A 14,175-nucleotide genomic window follows, 5' to 3' on the forward strand; every position below is an offset into this window, starting at 1 on the left:
CATCAGCGGAAGCTCCATGGAATCGGCTGTCGGCTGTCTATAGTTACATCGTGTTCACGCTTCAGGCCCTGGTGGATCGCGGCTCACTCGAACTCCGCGTGCTGGCGCCGGGCCGGCCGGGCGCGCTGGATGAGCCTGTCACCTGGGTGCACAACACCGAGCTGCCCGACCCTTCGCACTACGTACGCGAAGGCGAACTCGTACTGACGAACGGCCTGTGGCTCGACCAGGTGCCGCCGGAGCACTTCGTGCGGAACGTCATGAAGGCCAAGGCCGGCGGCATCGTGTTCGGCCTGCGTACCGAGACGCCCGCCACTCCCCCGGAGCTCGTCGACGCCTGCCGCGAAGGGGAGCTGCCGCTGCTGGAGATCTCCATCGCGGTGCCGTTCACGGCGGTTTCGCAGGCCGTGGCCGACATGCTGACCGACGAACGCAAGCAGGCGCTGGTCGGCATGGTGCGCCGGGGAGACGCCCTGGCCACGGCGATCTCCCGAGGAGCCGGCGCCTCCGGCGTGCTCGACGTCCTGCGGCGCGAGCATGACCTGCCTCTCGCGGTGGTCGACAGGATGGCGCGGTCGCTCGCGATGGCCGGCGCCGATCTCGGCACGGACCAGTTGCACGCCGTGGCCACGGGATTGACCAAGAGACCACCGGCCCTGGAGGTGGATCTGGGGGACGCGGGGCGCGCGGCGCTGTTCCCGGTGGGCGCCGTCGGCGACCTCGACGCGGCTCTCATCTGCCTGCGCCCCTTGCGTGAGCTCGCGGCGAACGAGCGGGAGGCGCTGGAGCAGACGGCCCGGTTCCTCAGCCTGGAGGTCGCGAAACAGCAGGCGGTCCAGGCGATCGAGATGCGCTTCGCCAGCGAGCTGCTGGAGATGATCCTGTCAGGAGGCCGGCGCTCCGCCGAGGTCCCTGGCCGCCTGCGCGCCTTCGGCGTGGACCCGGGCGGTCCGCTGGCCGTCTGTGCCGTGGCGTTCGCGCTCGGCGAGACCGCGACGATGCACGGGCTCGCCGAGGTGATCGGGGAGTTCTTCGCGGCCGAGGGGGTGCCGGTCGTCGTCGCCGATGGCACGCAGGACGTCGTCGCCGTACTGCCCTGGCGCCATCCCGAGCGTGACCTGCCGCTGCTCGCCCAGCGCCTGCTGAACGGCGTCGAACTGCGTTTCCCTGGCCGCCGCCCGGTCGCGGGCCTGGGCGGACTCGCCGCCCACTCGGCCGAGCTGCGACCACGGCTCCTGCAGTCCAGGGATACCTGCCGCGTGCTGCGGCGGACCCGCACGGGACCTTCCGTACGGGCCTTCGCCGAGTTGGGTACGCACCGGCTGCTCCTCGGATCGCTCGACGTGGAGACCTTGCGCCAGTTCTCCGGCGAGCTCCTCGGGCCGATGAAGGACCATGACGCGCGGCGCGGCGGTGAGCTCGAGCTGACGCTACGGACCTACCTCGATCACGATGGGCAGTGGGCGGCGACGGCCGGAGCGTTGCACATCCATGTCAACACGCTCCGCAACCGGCTCGCCAAGATCACCGAGCTGACCGGCAGGGACGTGGGACGCACCGAGGATCGGGTGGATCTGTTCCTGGCGCTGACCATCGACGCGATGGACTGACCTCGACGCCCTGGACTGAGCTCACGTCCTGGACTGAGCTCGACGCGATGGGGTGACCTCAAACCGTCTGCCGCCACCGGCGGGCGTTGCTCAGCGTCGCCATCGGCTGGAGCATCTGGTGATCGAAGGCCGCCATGGGCAGCCCCTGGGCCAGGCGGCGCGGGAAGTCCGGGTTGGCGAGCGCGCCCCGGCCCAGGGTCAGCACGTCCGCGTGGCCGTCCTCCAGCAGCATGGCCGCCTGGTCGAGGTCGTGCATGCCGCCGTTGGCCAGCACGGGCAGTCCCGTCACCTTCCGGGCGAGGCCGGTGATCGTCATCCCTCCGTCCAGGGTCGCCGTCTCCACCCAGTCCCGTCCTTCACTGGCGATGTGCAGGTAGCTCGCGCCCGCCTCGGCGAGCGCGGCGAAGATGGTCTCCGCGTCCCTGGAGCCGCCCGCCCATCTGTGCGTGAAGTCGTTGACCTTGCCCTGCGACAGCCGGATCCCCACGCAGAAGTGCGGGCCGAGCTCAGCGCGGATGGCGGAGACGATGTCTGCGGCCAGCCGTACCCGGCGGGCGACCGTGCCGCCGTAGTGATCGTCGCGCTCATTGGTGTAGTCCGTCAGGAACTGGTCCACGAGATAGCCATTGGCGCCATGCACCTCGATCCCGTCGAAACCCGCTCGCCGGGCGCGGACGGCCGAGGCCACGAAACCGGTCACCGCGCGGTCGATGTCCTCCTGGCTCATCGCGCGAGGTGTCGGCCATGAGCCGTGCCCGCCGTACTCGGGCATCATCTCCCCACGCGGCGGGACGGCCGACGGCGCCACCGTCTCGTCGCGGTAGCGGTTGCCCTGCGACAGCGCGCCCGCGTGCATGAGCTGGAGGATCATCGACGCTCCCGCGTCGTGCACCTGCCTGACGATCTCCAGCCAGGCGGCCTCGTGGGCGTCGGTGACGATGCCCGGCTGGTTGGTGTACCCCTGGCTGTGCCAGGTGTCGGTATAGGTTCCCTCGGTCACGATGAGGGAGAAGCCGCCTTGGGCGAATGCCCGGTAGTAGTCGGCCATCTCGGCGGTCGGCGTGCCATCGGCGGCAGCGGACACCCTGGTCATGGGCGAGACCGCAAGCCGGTTGGCGAGGCTGAGATCGCCGACACGTTCTGGTCGCAGGGCGGGGTGCGGGACATGGTTCATCATTTGCTCACTCCTTGGGTGATCAGGTCGTCGTGGCTGTCGAGGAGGTCGATCGCGAGCGGTGTCGGCTGGTGCCCGTTGATCCCGACCAGGTCCTGCGGGCACGCCGAGAGCACGAACACGCAGTCCATCGCCGCCTCGAACGTGATCGCGTCACCCGGGCGGCTGACCGAGCTGAGCCAGCTCAACCGGCCGTCGTCCGCCACGGGAATCCGCATGAACACGTTGACGGGCTGCGGGACGCCCGGAGCGGCCAGGCCGAGCCGGGACAGGCTCTCGCCCAGGTTGTCCGCGCAGGAGGCATGGAAGCCGGGCACGCCCAGAGCGCGATAGCGCGCCGGGTCACAGGCCGCGATGAGCATGTCATGCCGGCCCGGCGAGGTGTCGGCCACCAGGGTGAGGATGGGCCTGCGCCGGTCGGTCACGAACTGCTCGCCGACCAGCGGGAACAGGCGACTGATGGCGGCCCGCGTGTGCGACGCGCTGAGGTGCTCGTTCACATCCGCCGCGGCGAACGCGAACGCGTCACCGACCTGACCTCCGTCGAGGTCGGTGACGCGCACGCGCTGACCGGTACTGACCTTTACCGCCCGCCCTTCGCCGGCGGGCACGATGACTCGCATGCCGACAGCCAAGCAGTCGGGACACGCACCTGACCATGGAGATTGCTACCGCGTTTCGCCATTCAGATGGATGAACCTACCTATCTGGGCCATGGACCTTCCCGGGTCAGGACTGGAGGCGTTCGTCGACCACCTGGAGCACCTTTCCCGTACGGGGATGCAGCTCCAGCTCCGAAGGCCGCACCCATTCGACCGTCAGCGGATGGACGCCTCCCTCCTCCACGGTCTGGGGGTACAGCGGCCTGGCCGCGTACACGGCGTCGATGAGCCGCTGCGTCAGCTCCGGCGGCGGCTCCTCGGTGCAGGCCAGGCGCAGCGTCAGCCCGTCCTTGCCGTTCCAGCGGCGCTGCACCATCTGCATCCCCGACATGGCCCGGCCCGGGTCCGCCGCGATGAGGACCGCGCGGATGGCCTCCGTCGACATCGACACCGTCTCCACCCTGGCGCCCTCGGCCGACCTGCCGAGCAGGCGGAATCCGCGGCGGTCCGTGTCGGTCCACTCCGCCAGGTCGCCGGCCGGATAACGGATGATCGGCATCAGCGTCCTGAACAGATTGGTGACGATCACCCGGCCGGGTACGCCGGGCACGGTGATCGGCTCGCCGGTCGAGTCGTCGATCAGCTCCACCAGGGTGCGGTCGGCGAATGCCTCGTGCACGCGTACGTCGTCGCCCGGCACCGGGCCGCCGACCAGCCCGGCGTCCACCGAGGCGTATCCGAGCGAGGCGATCGCGGCCCCGGGGAACGCCTTGGCCAGTTGGGGACGCAGGTCGTCGAAGAGGAAGTCGCCGGCGAACAGCAGCAACTCCACCGTGTCGGCCACCTGCCCACGGGCGGTCACCGCGTCGGCCACGGTCGCGAGCTTCATCGGCGGACCCGCCAGCACGTCGACGCCGAAGTACCCGATCAGGTCGGCGACGGAGTCGTCGGACGCGTGGCAGGCGATGGGCAGCCGGACGTTCTCCACCGGGGCGTTGTGCAGCGCGTGCTCGATATAGAGGAAACCCCCGTACATCTCGCCGGCCGAGAACAGGTTCGCCACCCGGTGCCCCGGCTTCAGCCCCGCCCGGACCATGCCGGCGCCGAACGCGGTCACCGAGTCGGCGTGCTCCGCGCGGGTCCACGGGGAGAACTTCGGCGCGCCGGTGGTGCCGCCGGAGGTGTACACGCCGGCGTCGGTCAGCGGGCCGGTCAGCAGCCGGTTGTCCGGATAGACGTTCGCGGCCCAGAAGGCCGCCTGGTCGATGATCGGCAGCTGGGTGAGGTCGGAGGCGCCGTCGGGCACGTCGCGGTACGCCCCCGCGTAGAAGGGCGAGTGGCGGCGGGCGAAGTCGACCAGGTCACGCAGGGATTTGGCGGGCATGTGTCTCTCCTAGATCCTCGTGTCATCGGGCCGGGCCACCGGCCTGCCGGAGACCGTCACGCTCTGGCCGCGGAACTCCGCGACGATCTCGCCGGCCGGGCGGCGTACGGTCACGTCGTAGACGCCGTTCCTGCCGTACCTGACGCGCTCCGTGGCCTCGGCGACCAGCTCGTCACCGGCCGCGGCCGGGCGCAGGAACGTCACCTGCGCGCTGTGCGCCAGCGTGACGCGGCCGTAGCTGTTGCAGGCGTACGCGAACGCGGCGTCGGCGAGCAGGAACAGGTAGCCGCCGTGGGCGATGCCGTGGCCGTTCACCATCTCGGCGGTGATCCGCATCCGCAGCCGCGCCCGGCCGGCGGCCACCTCCTCCAGCGTGATGCCGAGCGAGCGGCAGGCCGGGTCCTCGGCGGTCATACCGTTCATACCGTGGCCCCGATCCAGGTCCTGGCCTGAGCCTGGACGGCCGACCCGTCCGGATCGGCGAGCTTGCGCGCCAGGTACGCCGCCACCCAGTCGCTGGTGGGGATCCGGAACGGCGGCTCGTCCTCGCTCAGCGTCCGCACCACCACCTCGGCCACCTCCCACTTGGACTGGCCGGCTGCCTCCCAGCCCGCGCCGCGCACCCAGTCGAGGTAGCCGTCGAACGTCCCCGCGTACGGCCCCGAGGCCGCCCGGATGGTCCCCCGGTTGATGTCCGGAAAAATCCCGAACTCGGTGTCCGGTACGAAGCCGGGCACGACCACACTGACCCGCACCCCGTGCGCCGCCGCGACCGGCGCCAGGCTCTCCATGAACCCTTCGACGGCGCACTTCGCCGCCGCGTACGCCTCGTTGAACGGCTGTCCGACGACCCCGTGCACGCTGCCGATCGTCAGCAGGCGGCCACGGGCGGCGCGCAGCAGCGGCATCGCGACCCGGCTCACTGCTATGACGCCGAAGAAGTTCACCTCCAGGTTGGCCCGCAGGGCCTCCATGGTGGACATCTCCATGGTCGGATCGAAGTTGGAGACGCCGGCGTTGTTGACCACCGCGTCCAGCCGCCCGTACTCCTCCCGCACGCCCTGGAAGCACGCGGCGATGGACGCGGCGTCGGTGACGTCGAGACGGCGGATGTCCAGCGTGACCCCGGCCTGGTCGGCCACCTCGCGCAGCGCGCCGTCCTTGCTGAGGTCGCGCATCGTCGCCACCACGGTGAAGCCGGCCCTGGCGGCGGTGACCGCGGTCGCCAGGCCGATGCCGGAGGACGTACCGGTGATCAGCACGGTCATGCCGGGCTCTCCTCGAGGTTCTTGGCGCGATCCATCAGCGACTGGATCCCCACCGCGGGCAGGAACGAGAACGCGGCCAGCAGCGTGCCGGCGGCCATGACCACCTTGGCCGCGTCGAGCACGCCCAGACCGCCGGTCAGCAGGGTGACCGCCGTGCCTCCGACGAGCGCGGCCAGCGGGATCACCCCCCACGTCACGGTACGGAAGGCCGCGTGCATCACGCCCTGGTTCTCGGCCGTCATCCGCGACTGGCGGATCGGGGCGCTGCAGACGTTGATGCACGACATGAAGAAGCCGTAGCAGCCGAACGTCACGCCGATCACGAGTGCGGCGGGCAGCGCCGGTGCGGCGAGGATGCCCAGGCCGACCAGGCAGTGCAGCAGCAGTCCCCAGGCCATGGTCCGGCCGAGGCCCAGCCGGTCGCTGATCTTGGGCGCGACGAGCGCGCCGATCACCGCGCCGCCCGCCCCGGCCGACATCGCCGCCCCGAACACGCCCACCGAGATGCCCAGGCCCTGGTAGGCCAGCACCGGCAGGACCGTGACGAAGATCGGGCCGCCCGAGTTCAGGGTCACGGCCGCCACGACCACCCGGCGCAGCACCGGATCGGCCCAGTTCAGCCGGAACCCCAGCACCAGCCGCGACCACACGGAACCCTGCTGGACGGCCTTGACCCCCCAGGGCCGCATGGCGCGGAAGCACGCCGCCGAGACCAGGTAGCTGGCCGCGTCGACGAGCAGCGCCGCCACCCCGAGCACGTGGTAGAGGCCCGCGGCGATCGACGGCCCGGCCACCTCGGACACCGTGCTGCTGCCCTCAAGGCGCGAGTACGCCCGCACCAGCTTGTCCTGCGGCACCGTGGTGGGCACGGCGACGAGGTAGCCGACGTTGAAGAAGATCGTCGCGCCGCTGATCAGCGCCACGCAGACGAACAGCAACGGCGTCGACAGCACGCCGGCCCAGTACGCCACGGGGATCGCCGTCACCGCCACCAGCCGTACGACGTCGCACATCAGCATGGTCAGGCGCTTGTCCCACCGGTCGACCAGCACCCCGGCGACCGGGCCCAGCACGGGGATGCCGAGGTACTGGGCCATGGCCACGACGCCCACCTCGAACGCGGAGGCGTGCAGCACGAAGATCATCAAGGTCGGGACCACGAACACCGTGACCCGGTCGCCGACGAGGCTCACCGTCTGGCCGCCCCAGTACAGGTTGAACTGCCTGCCCAGGGACTCCGGTAACCTCACGGCTCCTCCCGTACGACGAAGCCGGCGGTCTTGCCGGTGCGCTCGTTGCTGATCAGCGCGTCGACGGCCGTGACCTGGAAGGCGTGCGGGTCGTGCTGGAAGGCCGTGCTGATCGTGAACGTCGCGGACATGAGCTCCCCGCGCAGCCGTTCGGGCAGATCCGGCGGCGCGTCCGCGTCGGTCAGCAGCAGCACCTCCACCGCGGACACCCGGCCCCGCTGCTCGGTGATGAGGATCTGCGCCCGGGAGACGCCCGGCTCGCGCTCCGCCTGGGCGACGATGTCGTCCACGTGCAGCCCCAGCCCGCGTACCTGGACCACCGAGTCGCGGCGGCCCAGCACTCGCAGCGCCCTGTCCTCCCGGCCGCATTCGCAGGTCACGAAGCGGCCGGCGTCGCCGGTGCGGTAGCGCAGCACCGGGTTGAGCATGGCCGGGTCGAGCGTGGTGAAGTCCAGCAGCTCGTCGGCGTCGGCGTGCACGAGCTGCGCGGGCAGCGGGTGGAAGACGTCCGCCGGGCACCGCGGGGTGTTGGTGCCGATCACCCAGGTCTCCGTACTGCCGAACATGCCCCAGCGGCGCGCGTCCGGCGCCACCACGGCCATGTCCTCGTCGAGCTGGGGGTGCCACGCCTCCCCCAGCCAGAGCACCTTGCGCAGCGCGGGCAGGCGCACGCCGGTGGCCCGCGCGTGCGCGAACCACAGCCGCAGCACGCTGGGGGTGCCGCCGAACGCGGTCACGCCCTGGGCGGCGAAGAACGACAGCCAGTCGCCGTACTCCTCCTTCGTCACCGAGCCCAGCGCGATGACCCGGCAGCCGGACAGATCCGCGAAGGCCCCGGCCAGGAAGTGGGCGCCCCACATGCGGCCGGCGCCCCAGCCGTTGACGAAGACGTCGTCCGGCTCCAGCGGCCGCCACTGCTCGTAGACACCGGCCATGTAGAACCCGGTGGGGGCGTAGCCGACCTTGGGGGCGCCGGTGCTGCCGCCGCTCTGGAAGAGCCAGGTGGCGCCCTCCTCGGCCTTCGGCGTCAGGTGCGCCAGCGCCACGTTCAGATCGTCCTTCACCAGCGGGGGCAGCGCGGCGAGGTCCTCCAGCGTGAGCACCTTGTCGCAGCCGGCGTAGCGCGGCGCGAGTGCGGGCACGCTCTTGAGCCGCTCCAGGGCTCGTCGCGGGACGCGCAGATGGGGCTCGGCCGCCTCGGGCGGCAGTGAGAACGATTCGGTCATTTCTTCACCTGACTTTCGGTCAGCCAGCGGGTGTGGGCGTCGCGGTAGGCCGTCCAGCGGGCCCGGGTGACCTCGCGCTGGAGCGCCCGGTGGGGGTCGCCGAAGTCCGGGGCGATCACACCGTCGGGTTCGAGCTCGGAGAACCAGTACCGCTCGCCGTCGAACAGGAAGTCGACGCAGAAGAAGGGGATCGGCAGCTTCTCGTAGAAGTACGCCGTCGCCTCGGCCAGCTCGGGCGGGACGGGCGGGAACTCCATCGTGCCGCCCCGGCTGGCGTTGGCGACCGGCGAACCGGGTTCGGGGATCCGTTTCATCACGGCGTACGGCTCGCCGTCGACGACGTAGACCCGGTAGTCGACCGTGCCGTCACCCAGGTAGGGCTGGATCACGAGCGTGGTGTCGCCGCCCTGCGCGAGGCTGGCCAGGCCGCGGATCTCCTCGGCGTCGCGGGCCAGGTTCACCCCGCCGCCGCCGCACCACCCGGACGGCTTGACGATGGCCGGGTAGGTCAGGTTCGCCAGCGCCACCTCGTACAGGTGCTTGCTGGTGTCCCGCCCGGTTCCGATGCGGAGGGTGGGCACCGGCGGGATGGGCGAATCGTGCAGGTAGAGGACCGTGGCCAGCTTGTCGTTGGCGATGGGCGACAGGCCCGGCGGGAACGACAGGTAGAAGCCGGCCTGCTCCAGCACGGCGTACAGGGCGTACTGGTTGAACACGTCCATGGACTGGTAGGGCAGCGAGTACAACGCGGTGATGAAGAGCGTGTCCTCCGGGGTGACGAGTTCGTCGTCCACGTAGACGCGCGGTTTGCCGGTCTCCAGGCCGTCGACCGTCACCGTGTCCGGGGAATGCCGGCTCCAGCTCAGGCCGAGCTCGGCGGCCACCTCGGCGTAGAGGTCCCAGAAGAAGTGGTGCCAGAACGTGGTGGCCCGGGTGGACTCGCGATCGGGGAAGATCCAGCACAGGCGGCGCAGCGTGCTCGGGGTCATGGTCGTCCCTCTCCGTCGGCCCACCAGCGGCGGCCCGGCTCGGGCAAGGTGTCGATCGGGTCGTAGAAGGGGAACAGGCGGTCCTCGACCGGCTGGAGGCCGATTCCGTGGTTCTGGGCCCAGTACGAGATGCCGCGTTCGCGGTCGTACTCCACCACCTGGTGCACCCAGCGCTTGCCGACGTACGGCACGTCGCACACGAGCCGCGGCGTCGCGTAGCCGGGGAGGTAGCCCATGATGGCCTCCTGCAGCCGCTGGGCCTGGTGGACCGGGATCCGCCAGTGTTCCGCGTTGGGGATCAGGTCGCAGAGGTAGAAGTAGTAGGGCAGGATTCCGGCCTCGCCCTGCAGCGCGAAGCACAGGTCCAGGAGGTCTTCCGTGGTCGTGTTCACGCCCCGCAGGAGCACGCCCTGGTTGCGCACGTCCCGCACGCCCGCCTCGAACATGGCCCGGGCCGCCTCGGCGACCAGCGGCGTCACCGACCGCGCGTGGTTGGCGTGGGTGTGCACGGCCAGGTTCACGCCGCGGCCGCGGGCGATGGCGGCCACCCGGCCCATCCCCTCGACCACGCGGGGCTGCAGCCAGTGCTGGGGCAGGCCGATCAGCGCCTTGCTGGCCAGGCGGATGTCCCTGATGGACTCCAGTTCGAGCAGCCGCAGCAGGAACGCCTCCAGCCGCGGCCATGGCAGGTTGGCCACGTCGCCGCCGGAGACCACCACGTCGCGTACGCCGGGCGTGCGCTTGAGGTAGTCCAGCATCAGCTCCTGCCGGTCCACGGGCTTGAGCGCGAGGCGCGCCTTGACCACCTGCGGCGTCGAGGTGCCGACCAGGTCCATCCGGGTGCAGTGCCCGCAGTACTGCGGGCAGGTGGACAGCAGCTCGGCCAGCACCTTCGTCGGGTAGCGGTGGGTCAGCCCCTCCACCACCCACATCTCGGCCTCGTGCAGCGAGTCGCGGCGGGCACGCGGATGGCTGGGCCAGACCGGATGCCGGTCGGAGCGTACCGGCAGCAGGTAGCGGCGGACCGGGTCCGCCAGGAAGGCCCGGGTGAACGCCGCCGGATCGCTCACGGCGTCCGGCGCCATCACGTTGAGCAACTGGGGCGTGATCAGCATGGACATGGTCGCGAACCGGGCGACGTCGGCCGCCAGGTCGGCGTAGAAGGAGCCCCGCAGCAGGTCGCCCACCACCGCGCGCAACTGCCCGGCGTTCTTCACGCAGTGGGCGCGCTGCCACTGGGCATCGCGCCACTGCGCGTCGGTGACGCCGCGCCAGCCCGGCAGCCGTCGCCAGTCCGGCTCGACGAGCGGACGGCGCGCATAGGTGTACGGGCCGCGGGCGACGCCGGCGTTCATCTGATGGCTCATCCGGTGAACAGCACCGCGTGGCGGGTACGGAGCTCGCGTTTGAGCACCTTGCCCGTGGGGCCGAGCGGATAGTCCTCGTCCGTCCGCGCGATGATCACGGTGGCGAGCGTGGCCAGACCGGCGTCGGCGAGGGCCTTGTTCGCCTGCTCCATGACCTCGTCGGCGGTGGCGCCGGCGGCGCCGGCCTGGAGCCGCACCACGGCGATCGGGCGCTGCCCCTCCCCCGCCTTGCCTGGCACACCCACGACCGAGCAGTCCTGGACGAGGTCGGCGCAGTCGGCGATGAGGATCTCCTCGATGGGCAGGCTGTAGACCGGCCCCGTCGCGGTGTCGATGACATCCACGGTGCGGTCGAGGTGGTAGAAGTTGCCCTCGCTGTCCCGGCGCGCCACATCCCCGGTCAGCCAGTAGCCGTTGAGCTCGAAGCTGCTGGTCAGCCTCGGGTCGTTCCAGTAGCCCGGTGTACGCGAGGGGGTGATCACGGCCAGCAGGCCGACGGTGCCGTCAGGCACCTCCTCGCCGTTCTCGTCCAGCACCGCGGCCTTGATCACCGCGTCCTGCGCCTTGCCCACGCACCGGTCGTCGCGCGGGGTCTCCGGCGCCGTCACCTGGCCGAACAGCGCCATCCCCATCTCCGAGGAGCCGAGCCCGTCGACGAACTGGGAGCCGGGCAGCGGCCCGCCGGCGTCACCCTCCGGAAGCAGCCATGACTTGATCAGGCCGGCGGGCCGCTCGCCGAGCTCGACCAGGCGCCTGATGTGCCCGTAGTGGGCGCTGTCTCCGGTGTTGAACCAGGAATGGACCTTCGCCGCCCCCTTGACCGGGAGCTCGCCGGTGGCCAGCTCCACGAACGTCCGGGGGAAGGAGGCCACCATGGTCGGCTGGAACGCCTCCATCACCGGCTCCACGGCCGTACGCCGCCAGTCCGCCATGACCACGGTCGGCAGTCCGAGCAGCACCGCCGTGAGGAAGTAGCTGAGCCCGCCGGCGTGGGTGTGCGGCATGAGCGACATCAGCCGGTCGTACGGCTCGGCGGGGAAGCGCAGCATCCGCGGCTGCTTGCCGTCCCAGAAGCTGCGATGTCCGAGCGTCGTCGACTTCGGGGTGCCGGTGGTGCCGGAGGAGTGGATCAACGCCACGATGTCGTCGGGAGCGTGCTGGTAGGGGTACTCCTCCGGTAAGCGGCCGGAGTCGGCGTCGTAGGCCCGCACCTCGGCGGCCAGGGCGACGAACCTGGGCCTGGTCTGCGGGGCGTTGCGGTAGGCCGTTTGCAGCCTGGTCGTGTCATCGGCGACGACGCCGACGACGCCCACGTGGTCGAGGTAACGGACCATGACGTCGGCCCGCATCGCGTCGTTGATCATGGTCGGGATGGCGCCGAGCGCCGTGAGCGCCAGGAAGTGGAGCAGCGGTTCGAGCCCTTCGGCCACCACGATGCCCACCGGCTCGCCGGGCCGTACACCGTTGGCCCAGTACCACTTGGCGTACCGGTCGCGCAGCGCCGCGAGGTCGACCAGGCTGTGGCCGCGCAGCACCACCCGGCCACGGTGGTCGTTGTGGTGGCTGTAGACGAACGGCACCGCCCGGTTCGGGTTGGCCGCCAGGGCGTGGTCGAGGAAGTTGCCCGCGCCCAGTCCGGGCTCGGTCATGAATCCCTGCCGGACGGCCAGGGGGGCGATGGACGTGCTGTCAGTCATGGATGTCCCTCCATCGGTACGTCGCGCTTATCTCCGCGGCCACCCGGTGCCCCGATCGGATGGCGCCTTCCATCAGTCCGAAGAACTCCGTGCTCGTCTCGGTGCCGGCCCAGTGCACCCGCCGGTGGGGGGCCGTCAGCCGCGGGCCGAGCCGCGGCCAGTCGCCCGGCCCGAACAGCGCCGCGTAACAGCCCCGGCTGTAACGCTCGTGGACCCAGTCGGTGACGTGGCAGCCGATCGGCTCCGGCAATCCGGGGAACAGCCGCGCGGCCTGGGCGACCGCCTGCTCGCGCTGCTCGGCGGCGGGCAGCGCCGCGTACCTGTGCGCCTCCCCGCCGGTCACGAACCCGGTCAGCACGCCCACCCCGCCGTCGGCGGGCGAGTCGTCCACGGTGGACAGCAAGGGACCCCGCGCGTTGACCGACCAGCCGGACAGCCCCTGCTCCCGCCAGGCCGGCGACGGGTATATCAGGTGGACCTTCACCGCGCAGCCGGGCGCCGTACGAGAGCTGGAGCGGGGGGCGGGCAGCCCTGGCAGGTGGTCGATCGCGTCGGCCAGCAGCGGCGGCACCGCGACGACCGCGGCCTGGGCCCGTACCGACCCGGTCGCGGCGACGACGGTCACGCCGTCGCCGTCCTGGTGGATCGCGCGCACCCGCTCGCCGAGCCGCACCCGGTCGCCCAGTCCGGCGGCCAGCCGCCGGCACACCTGGTGCGCGCCGCCGTCGATCCGGTCCTCCTGCGCGCCGCCCGCGAAGGCGTTCAGGTAGCGGATCCCGCCGCCCGAGCGCAGGTAGAAGGCCATGTGCAGGACGGACACGTCCGCCGGGTCCGCGGCCATCATCTCGCCGAGGAACAGCGGGAAGAACAGCCGCGCGTCCGGGTGGCGCAGGTGCTCGCGCGCCCATTCGGCCGCGGTCAGCGCGTCCAGCCGGGCGGCGCCCGCGGACAGCCAGGGGGCCTCCGCGCGCACCCCGCGGTCCAGCTCGTCCAGCGCGTCGAACAGCTCGCCGAGCGCGACCGCCGACAGCGGCGGGAACCGGCCGGCCCGGGTCTGGCCCTCGCCGCCGAGAGCGAACCGGCTCGCGCCGGTCATGGTGGTCGGGGTGGTCTTCAGGTCCAGCTCGGCCAGCAGGGCGTTCAGGGCGGTGTGCCGGTCTCCCAGGTACGCGGCGCCCGCGTCCACCCAGACGCCCGGGGTCACCTCGATGCCGTGCGTACGGCCGCCGACCCGCTCGCGTGCCTCCAGGACGGTGACCTCGACGCCGCGCGCGGCGAGGTCGGCGGCGGCGGTGAGCCCGGCCAGGCCGGCTCCCACGACGACGACGCTCATGCCGGGCTCACGTCCTGCCCGGCACTCGCGCTCTGCCCGGCACTCGCGCTCTGTGCGGAGCTCGCGATCTTCTTGGCGAGGGCGCTCGGAGTCGGCGCGTCGAGGAAGTCGTCGAAATCCAGTTCAACGCCGCTGGTACGGGCGATCGCGCTCAGGACACGGGTGGCGAGCAGCGAATCCCCGCCCATGACGAAAAAGTCTGAGTCCGCGCTGACTTCCGGGTTCTCCAGGACACGCTGAAATACCGCCGAGACGGCGTTGACATTCACGGAATG

General features: G+C 71.3%; 13 protein-coding genes. 1 reads left to right on the top strand and 12 read right to left on the bottom strand.

Going from position 1 to position 14,175, the window contains the following annotated elements; all coding sequences use genetic code 11:
• The first annotated feature begins 50 nt into the window (after positions 1-50).
• On the top strand, positions 51-1,610 hold the full coding sequence (locus tag AB0H88_RS04415; protein ID WP_357641164.1) for a PucR family transcriptional regulator ligand-binding domain-containing protein: 1,560 nt from the start codon (positions 51-53) through the stop codon (positions 1,608-1,610).
• 58 nt (positions 1,611-1,668) lie between these two features.
• Here the strand turns inward: AB0H88_RS04415 and AB0H88_RS04420 are convergent, their stop codons facing one another.
• From AB0H88_RS04420 to AB0H88_RS04475, 12 genes are all read right to left on the bottom strand, one after another.
• Complete coding sequence (locus tag AB0H88_RS04420; protein ID WP_357641166.1) at positions 1,669-2,787, bottom strand: NADH:flavin oxidoreductase; 1,119 nt, start codon at positions 2,785-2,787, stop codon at positions 1,669-1,671.
• Positions 2,784-3,407: an urea carboxylase-associated family protein gene (locus AB0H88_RS04425; protein ID WP_357641168.1), complete on the bottom strand. Its 624-nt coding sequence runs from the start codon at positions 3,405-3,407 to the stop codon at positions 2,784-2,786. The genes AB0H88_RS04420 and AB0H88_RS04425 overlap by 4 nt, the downstream gene beginning before the upstream one ends.
• Positions 3,408-3,513: 106 nt before the next feature.
• Entirely contained in the window at positions 3,514-4,770 is a 1,257-nt protein-coding gene (locus AB0H88_RS04430; protein ID WP_357641170.1) for a hypothetical protein, read from the bottom strand.
• A 9-nt stretch (positions 4,771-4,779) separates the two neighbouring features.
• Complete coding sequence (gene paaI, locus AB0H88_RS04435; RefSeq protein WP_357641171.1) at positions 4,780-5,193, bottom strand: hydroxyphenylacetyl-CoA thioesterase PaaI; 414 nt, start codon at positions 5,191-5,193, stop codon at positions 4,780-4,782.
• Positions 5,190-6,038 carry an SDR family NAD(P)-dependent oxidoreductase gene (locus AB0H88_RS04440; RefSeq protein ID WP_357641173.1) on the bottom strand — a complete coding sequence of 283 codons (849 nt, stop codon included), beginning with the start codon at positions 6,036-6,038 and terminating at the stop codon, positions 5,190-5,192. Before AB0H88_RS04440 ends, paaI begins: the two co-directional genes overlap by 4 nt.
• Positions 6,035-7,288, bottom strand: coding sequence for an MFS transporter (locus AB0H88_RS04445; RefSeq protein ID WP_357641175.1), 1,254 nt, complete (start codon positions 7,286-7,288; stop codon positions 6,035-6,037). The genes AB0H88_RS04440 and AB0H88_RS04445 overlap by 4 nt, the downstream gene beginning before the upstream one ends.
• A complete protein-coding gene (locus AB0H88_RS04450; protein WP_357641177.1) occupies positions 7,285-8,514 on the bottom strand; it encodes an AMP-binding protein in 1,230 nt (409 codons plus the stop codon). Before AB0H88_RS04450 ends, AB0H88_RS04445 begins: the two co-directional genes overlap by 4 nt.
• Positions 8,511-9,503 (bottom strand): hypothetical protein, encoded by a 993-nt coding sequence (locus AB0H88_RS04455; protein ID WP_357641179.1) that lies wholly within the window; start codon positions 9,501-9,503, stop codon positions 8,511-8,513. Before AB0H88_RS04455 ends, AB0H88_RS04450 begins: the two co-directional genes overlap by 4 nt.
• A complete protein-coding gene (locus AB0H88_RS04460) occupies positions 9,500-10,870 on the bottom strand; it encodes a lysine 2,3-aminomutase (protein ID WP_357641180.1) in 1,371 nt (456 codons plus the stop codon). The genes AB0H88_RS04455 and AB0H88_RS04460 overlap by 4 nt, the downstream gene beginning before the upstream one ends.
• Positions 10,867-12,567, bottom strand: a complete 1,701-nt coding sequence (locus AB0H88_RS04465; RefSeq protein ID WP_357641182.1) for a class I adenylate-forming enzyme family protein — start codon at positions 12,565-12,567, stop codon at positions 10,867-10,869. Before AB0H88_RS04465 ends, AB0H88_RS04460 begins: the two co-directional genes overlap by 4 nt.
• Positions 12,560-13,900 carry an FAD-dependent oxidoreductase gene (locus tag AB0H88_RS04470; protein WP_357641184.1) on the bottom strand — a complete coding sequence of 447 codons (1,341 nt, stop codon included), beginning with the start codon at positions 13,898-13,900 and terminating at the stop codon, positions 12,560-12,562. The genes AB0H88_RS04465 and AB0H88_RS04470 overlap by 8 nt, the downstream gene beginning before the upstream one ends.
• A complete protein-coding gene (locus tag AB0H88_RS04475; RefSeq protein WP_357641186.1) occupies positions 13,897-14,169 on the bottom strand; it encodes an acyl carrier protein in 273 nt (90 codons plus the stop codon). The genes AB0H88_RS04470 and AB0H88_RS04475 overlap by 4 nt, the downstream gene beginning before the upstream one ends.
• Positions 14,170-14,175 lie beyond the last annotated feature (6 nt).

Source organism: Nonomuraea sp. NPDC050680, from assembly GCF_040654555.1.
In the GTDB taxonomy this organism is placed as follows: domain Bacteria; phylum Actinomycetota; class Actinomycetes; order Streptosporangiales; family Streptosporangiaceae; genus Nonomuraea.